This is a genomic window from Streptomyces sp. NPDC059567, from assembly GCF_042735655.1.
GTDB lineage: Bacteria > Actinomycetota > Actinomycetes > Streptomycetales > Streptomycetaceae > Streptomyces.
This window is the reverse complement of record NZ_JBHWBS010000056.1, coordinates 39,671-46,010: the sequence shown is the minus strand read 5'-3', so window position 1 is coordinate 46,010 and position 6,340 is coordinate 39,671. Positions and strand designations below refer to the sequence as shown.

The window sequence follows — 6,340 nt, the reverse complement described above, 5'->3', positions numbered from 1 at the left end:
TATATACAATCCGACTATCGTCGGCAGCGTCTTTTGTTTATAAGAGACAGGGGCCCACCTGTGCGGTTCAGACGGTGCTTCAGCCCGCGAGGATCGCGCGCGCCAGCTTGGCCGTCTCGGTCGGCGTCTTGCCGACCTTGACGCCCGCGGCCTCAAGGGCCTCCTTCTTCGCCTGGGCGGTGCCGGAGGAGCCGGAGACGATGGCGCCGGCGTGGCCCATGGTCTTGCCCTCGGGCGCGGTGAAGCCCGCGACGTAGCCGACGACCGGCTTGGTGACGTTCTTCGCGATGAAGTCCGCCGCACGCTCCTCGGCGTCGCCGCCGATCTCGCCGATCATGACGATCAGGTCGGTGTCGGGGTCGGCCTCGAACGCCGCGAGGGCGTCGATGTGCGTCGTGCCGATGACCGGGTCGCCACCGATGCCGACGGCGGACGAGAAGCCGATGTCACGGAGCTCGTACATCATCTGGTACGTCAGCGTGCCGGACTTCGAGACCAGGCCGATGCGGCCCGGCTTCGTGATGTCGCCCGGGATGATGCCGGCGTTGGACTGGCCCGGGGTGATGAGACCGGGGCAGTTCGGGCCGATGATGCGGGTCTTGTTGCCCTTCGACTGCGCGTACGCCCAGAAGGCGGCGGAGTCGTGGACGGCGATGCCCTCGGTGATGACGACCGCGAGCGGGATCTCGGCGTCGATCGCCTCGACCACGGCGGCCTTGGCGAAGGCCGGCGGGACGAAGAGGACGGAGACGTTGGCGCCCGTCTTCTCCATCGCCTCGGCGACGGAGCCGAAGACCGGGACCTCGGTGCCGTCGAAGTCGACGGACGTGCCGGCCTTGCGCGGGTTCACGCCACCGACGATGTTGGTGCCGTCACCCAGCATGAGCTTGGTGTGCTTCATGCCCGTGGCACCGGTCATGCCCTGGACGATGACCTTGCTGTCCTTGGTGAGGAAGATAGCCATGGTGTGCTTGACCTCGTCCCTTACTTCGCAGCCGCGAGCTCGGCGGCCTTGTCGGCCGCGCCGTCCATGGTGTCCACACGCTGCACGAGCGGGTGGTTCGCGTCCGACAGGATCTTGCGACCCAGCTCCGCGTTGTTGCCGTCGAGGCGCACGACCAGCGGCTTGGTGACCTCTTCGCCCTTGGTGGCGAGGAGCTCCAGGGCCTGGACGATGCCGTTGGCGACCTCGTCACAGGCGGTGATGCCACCGAAGACGTTGACGAACACGGACTTGACGTCCGGGTCGCCCAGGATGATCTCCAGGCCGTTCGCCATGACCTCGGCGGAGGCGCCGCCACCGATGTCGAGGAAGTTGGCCGGCTTCACGCCGCCGTGGTTCTCACCGGCGTACGCGACGACGTCCAGGGTCGACATGACCAGGCCGGCGCCGTTGCCGATGATGCCGACCTCGCCGTCGAGCTTGACGTAGTTGAGGTTCTTGGCCTTGGCGGCAGCCTCGAGCGGGTTGGCTGCGGCCTTGTCCTCGAGCGCCTCGTGCTCGGGCTGACGGAAGTCGGCGTTCTCGTCGAGAGACACCTTGCCGTCCAGGGCCAGGATCCGACCGTCCTTGGTCTTCACCAGCGGGTTGACCTCGACGAGGAGCGCGTCCTCGGCGACGAAGGTCTTCCACAGGGTCACCAGGGCCTCGGCGACACCCTCGGCCACGTCGGCCGGGAACTTCGCGAGGGCCACGATCTCGCGAGCCTTCTCGATGCTCACGCCCTCGACGGCGTTGACCGGGACCTTCGCGAGGGCCTCGGGGGTCTTCTCCGCAACCTCCTCGATGTCCATGCCGCCCTGCACCGACGCCATCGCGAGGAAGGTGCGGTTGGTGCGGTCGAGAAGGTACGAGACGTAGTACTCCGCCTCGATCTCCGGGGACAGCTCGGCGATCATCACCTTGTGGACCGTGTGGCCCTTGATGTCCATCCCGAGGATGTCGGTCGCACGGGCGACCGCCTCGTCCGGGTCGGCCGCCAGCTTCACGCCGCCGGCCTTGCCGCGGCCGCCGACCTTCACCTGCGCCTTGACGACCGACTTGCCGCCAAGACGCTCGGTGGCCTCGCGCGCCGCCTCAGGCGTGTCGATGACTTCACCGGCCAGCACCGGTACACCGTGCTTGGCGAAGAGGTCCCTCGCCTGGTACTCGAACAGGTCCACGCGCGTCCGTCCCTTTTCTGATGATCGCGGTTCGTTGTCTGCGTGGGCGTGCCGCGAAGGGCAACGTGACTGCGCTGTCACAAGGGAGGCGTACACGGTGTCCGTGGACGCGGCATGTCCGTCTCGCAGGTTATCCCCGAGGGACGTGGGTCCCTAAATCGCAGATCACAACAGAGCGGTGATACGGGTCACAGATCGTAGGGGCAGGAGGGCGGTCCGTAGGGGACCCCGAGGGTGGCCCCGGGGTCCACCACACAGGTGGGGACAGGGGGTTGTGGACCTCACGACGCGCCGCGCAGCGGGGTGAGGGGCCCCCGGGACCGGTTGTGATATGGGCCTCAGTCCGCCCGCACGCGGCCGGTCGGGTGGTGGCGGGGCTGCGGAATCCGCAGCGGTCACGGAGTGTCCGGCACCGGCAGCGGGCGCTTCTCGATAGCCGCCGCCATCACCTCGGGGAAGAGGTCCGGCGTGCAGGCGAAGGCGGGGGCTCCGAGCGCGGCGAGGGCGGCCGCATGCTCGCGGTCGTACGCGGGTGCTCCCTCGTCGGAGAGCGCGAGCAGGGCCACGAACTGCACGCCCGACGCCTTCATCGCCGCGACCCGCTTCAGCATCTCGTCCCGTATGCCCCCTTCGTAGAGGTCGCTGATCAGGACGACGACCGTGTCGGCCGGCCGGGTGATCTGCGACTGGCAGTAGGCCAGAGCGCGGTTGATGTCGGTACCGCCGCCGAGCTGGGTGCCGAAGAGGACGTCGACCGGATCGTCGAGCTGGTCGGTGAGGTCCACGACCGCCGTGTCGAAGACGACGAGCCGGGTCGCGATCGAACGCATCGAGGCGAGGACCGCGCCGAACACCGACGCGTAGACGACGGAGGCCGCCATCGAGCCGGACTGGTCGATGCAGAGGACGACGTCCTTCCTGACCGACTGCGCCGCGCGGCCGTAGCCGATGAGCCGTTCGGGGACGACCGTGCGGTACTCGGGCAGGTAGTTCTTGAGGTTCGCGCGGATGGTGCGGTCCCAGTCGATGTCCCGGTGCCGGGGGCGGCTGATCCGGGCCGAACGGTCGAGCGCGCCCGTGAGGGTGGCCCGGGTGCGGGTCGCGAGGCGCTTCTCCAGGTCGTCGACGACCTTGCGCACGACGGCCCGGGCCGTCTCCTTGGTGGTCTCGGGCATGGCCTTGTCGAGGGAGAGGAGCGTGCCGACGAGATGGACGTCCGCCTCGACGGCCTCCAGCATCTCGGGCTCCAGGAGCAGGGCGGAGAGACCGAGCCGCTCGATGGCGTCGCGCTGCATGACCTGGACGACGGAGCTGGGGAAGTACGTCCGGATGTCGCCGAGCCAGCGGGCGACGGAGGGGGCCGAGGCACCGAGGCCGGCGGAGCGGTCGCGTCCGGTGGAGCTCTTCGAGCCGCGTCCGTAGAGCGCGGTGAGGGCTCCGTCCATCGCGGAGTCGGTGCCGGCGAGGGAGCATCCCGTGCCGTCCGCCTCGCCACCGCCGAGGACCAGACGCCACCGCCGCAGCCGCTCGTCGTTCCCGGTTCGGTGGCTGGTGCCGGCTCGTGCCGCGGTGTCGGCGCCCGTGTCGGTGTCGGCGCCGGCGCCGGTGTCGGTGTCGGCGCTGGTCGCGCCGGCTCGTGCCGCCGTGTCGGCGCCGGTCGCCGTGGTCGCGTCGGCTCGTGCCGCCGTGTCGGCGCCGGTCGCCGTGGTCGTGGCGGATGCTGTGTCCGTGCCGGTTCCTGTCCCGCTCGCGGTGCCGGTGCCTGTTCCGTTCATCGGTCCGCTTCCGTTCATCGGTCCGCCCCTTCCGGCTCGTCGTGTCCCAGCAGCAGCCGCAGGACCGGCAGCACTCCGTCGGCCCGCTCCTCGTCGAGGCTCGCGGCGAAGCCGGGGGTTCCGGCCTCCGGGCGGCTCGCGGTGGCGGACGGGCCGCGGGCGACCAGCTCGCCCAGGGTGCGCCGGACGCCCGGTTCGTACGCGGAGAAGGTGCGCCGCAGCAACGGCAGTACGTCGGTGAAGGTGTCGCCCGGGACACCGGTCAGCCAGTCGTCGACCAGGGTCAGCAGCCGCTCGTCGTGGACGAGGATCATGCCGCCTCCGGCGGCGCCGCCGACGAAGCCCTCGATCCAGGCGGCGGCGTCGGCGGGTGCCGTCCCGGGCGAGAGGGCGAGGCCCATGAGCCGTGCGGCCTCGTCCTCGTCGAGCCGCCCCTCGTCGAGGAGGAGCCGGGCGCCGCGGCCCCGGAGGATCCCGGGCACGGTGTCGCGGTCGGCGAGCTTGCGGAGCACTCCGGACCAGCGGTCGGTGCGTTCCGCGCTGTCGGGGAGCAGTCCGAGGGCGCCGTGGACCGCGTCGAGATGGCCGCGCATCTCGGCGGCGGCGTCGGCGTCGAGTCCGGCGCAGGCCGGCGGGAGGCCGACACAGATCCGTTCGGCGAGCCCGGCGGCGACCTCGCCGAGCGCGGCGGTGTCGGTGGAGCGGACGTCTCCGTAGCGCAGCGAGCGGGCGAGCGCGGGCAGGGCCTGGGCGAGGTGCCCGACGTCGGAGTCGAGTGCGGCGCGGTCGGCGAGGGCCGTCATGACGACGGGCAGGGCCTCGCCGAGTCCGGCGAGCAGGCACTGCTCGGCGAGCGCGGTGACCTCGGCGAGTGTCGCGGCCTCCAGTGCGCGGGCCTCGGCCTTGGCGGTGGCGGCGGAGTCGACGGTGGTGCCCCAGACGCCCGCCTCGGCGACCCGGACGTGCAGCTCCGGCTCCCAGTGCAGCCGCCAGCTCTCCCGGAAGGTGCCGGTGCTGCCGCGGCCGGCGACGGGCTCGCCCCAGCCGATGCCGAGGAGCCGCAGCCGGTGCAGGAGTCTGCTGCGGGCGGCGTCGTTCTCCTTGCGCAGATCGAGCTCCAGCTCTCGCTCCTGCGCCTCGGGCTTGAGACGCAGCCCGCGCTGGAGCCGGGCGAGGTCGCGCTGGAGCGGTACGGCGGGGGCGTCGGCGGGGACCTCGCCGAGGACGTCGCCGACGACGAGGCGGTCGCGGACGAGGTCGAGCGGGACGTCGGAGCCGTCGCACATGACGGCGCGTACGGCGTCGGTGGTCTCGCCGAGCCCCGCCAGCGGCCGGCCGCGCATGGTCGCGAGGGTCTCGGCGAGCCGTACGGCCTCGATGACATGGGCGGAGGAGACGATCCGGTCCTCTTCCCTGAGGAGGCCCGCGACCTTGGTCATCCAACGCTCGATGGGCCGGTCGGGGGCGGCGAAGAGGTGCCCGTACCAGCCGGGCGCGTCGATTCCGGCGCCGTACCCCGAGCGGCGGGCGAGCCTGCGGTGGGTCCAGGGCACCCAGGTCATCTCGGTCTTCACCTTGGGCAGACCCTTGAGCAGGGCGCGGTCGGCTCCGACGGTCGTCTTGCGGGCCAGCGCGGGCACGTGCCAGGCGCCGCAGACGACGGCCACGGAGTCACCGAACTCCTTGCGGGCGGCCCGCAGCTGGAGCCGCATGTACGCCTCGCGGATCAGGTCGCGGGCGTGGCCGCCGTCGCCGTGCGCCTCGCGCAGGGCGCCCATGGCCTCGGCGACCGCCGCGAACGGGGCCGTGGGGTCGTCGGGCGCGGTGGTGCCGCGGAGCTCGATCACGTCCTCCCACCAGCGCTCGGGGTCGTCGTACCCGGCGGTCCGCGCGAGCTCGCCGATCGGGTCGATCCGCAGCTCCTCGTCCGCCTCGTCGCCCGTGGGGTCGGCAGAGGCGTCGGCTCCGGTGGCATCGGTGGCGGCGAGGCTGTGGGCGGCGGGTAGGTCGATGAAACGGACGGCGGCGCCGTGGGAGAGGGCCCAGCGGATCGCGACCCACTCGGGCGAGAACTCGGCGAAGGGCCAGAACGCGGCCCGTCCGGGGTCGTCGACGGCGTGGGCGAGCAGCGCGACCGGGGGCCGCATCTCCTCGTCGGCGGCGAGCGCGAGCAGCCCGTCCGCCTCGGGCGGCCCTTCGATCAGCACGCATGCGGGCCGCGCCGCGTCGAGAGCCCCGCGCACTCCTCGCGCCGACCCGGGGCCGTGGTGCCGCACCCCGAGCAACAGAGGACCGGAGCCCCGCTGCCCGTCACTCCGCCCGCCGGCGGGCGCGTCCTCGGCCGTCGCGGGCCGCTCCGCCGCCGCGGGCCGGTCCGGTGGGGCCGCGCGGCCCTCGGGGGC

At 72.1% G+C, this 6,340-nt stretch carries 4 protein-coding genes; all 4 read right to left on the bottom strand.

Features of this window, described 5'->3' with window-relative positions; all coding sequences use genetic code 11:
* Nucleotides 1-79 precede the first annotated feature (79 nt).
* The 4 genes from sucD to ACFVZW_RS23500 all read right to left on the bottom strand — a co-directional run bounded on the left by sucD (nucleotide 80) and on the right by ACFVZW_RS23500 (nucleotide 6,226).
* Nucleotides 80-964 carry a succinate--CoA ligase subunit alpha gene (sucD, locus tag ACFVZW_RS23515; protein WP_260229316.1) on the bottom strand — a complete coding sequence of 295 codons (885 nt, stop codon included), beginning with the start codon at nucleotides 962-964 and terminating at the stop codon, nucleotides 80-82.
* Nucleotides 965-984: 20 nt separating this feature from the next.
* Nucleotides 985-2,163 carry an ADP-forming succinate--CoA ligase subunit beta gene (gene sucC / locus ACFVZW_RS23510; RefSeq protein ID WP_384524443.1) on the bottom strand — a complete coding sequence of 393 codons (1,179 nt, stop codon included), beginning with the start codon at nucleotides 2,161-2,163 and terminating at the stop codon, nucleotides 985-987.
* A 395-nt stretch (nucleotides 2,164-2,558) separates the two neighbouring features.
* Nucleotides 2,559-3,938 carry a VWA domain-containing protein gene (locus ACFVZW_RS23505; protein WP_384524440.1) on the bottom strand — a complete coding sequence of 460 codons (1,380 nt, stop codon included), beginning with the start codon at nucleotides 3,936-3,938 and terminating at the stop codon, nucleotides 2,559-2,561.
* A gap of 14 nt (nucleotides 3,939-3,952) precedes the next feature.
* The gene (locus ACFVZW_RS23500) at nucleotides 3,953-6,226 is read right to left on the bottom strand and encodes a DUF5682 family protein (protein WP_384524449.1); all 2,274 of its coding nucleotides are present in this window, start codon (nucleotides 6,224-6,226) and stop codon (nucleotides 3,953-3,955) included.
* Between the last annotated feature and the right edge of the window lie 114 nt (nucleotides 6,227-6,340).

Bases quoted from the DNA above. Each gene is read 5' to 3' on its own strand.
- ACFVZW_RS23505 (WP_384524440.1), bottom strand. From the start codon at position 3,938: ATGAACGGAACAGGCACCGGCACCGCGAGCGGGACAGGAACCGGCACG.
- sucD (WP_260229316.1), bottom strand. From the start codon at position 964: ATGGCTATCTTCCTCACCAAGGACAGCAAGGTCATCGTCCAGGGCATG.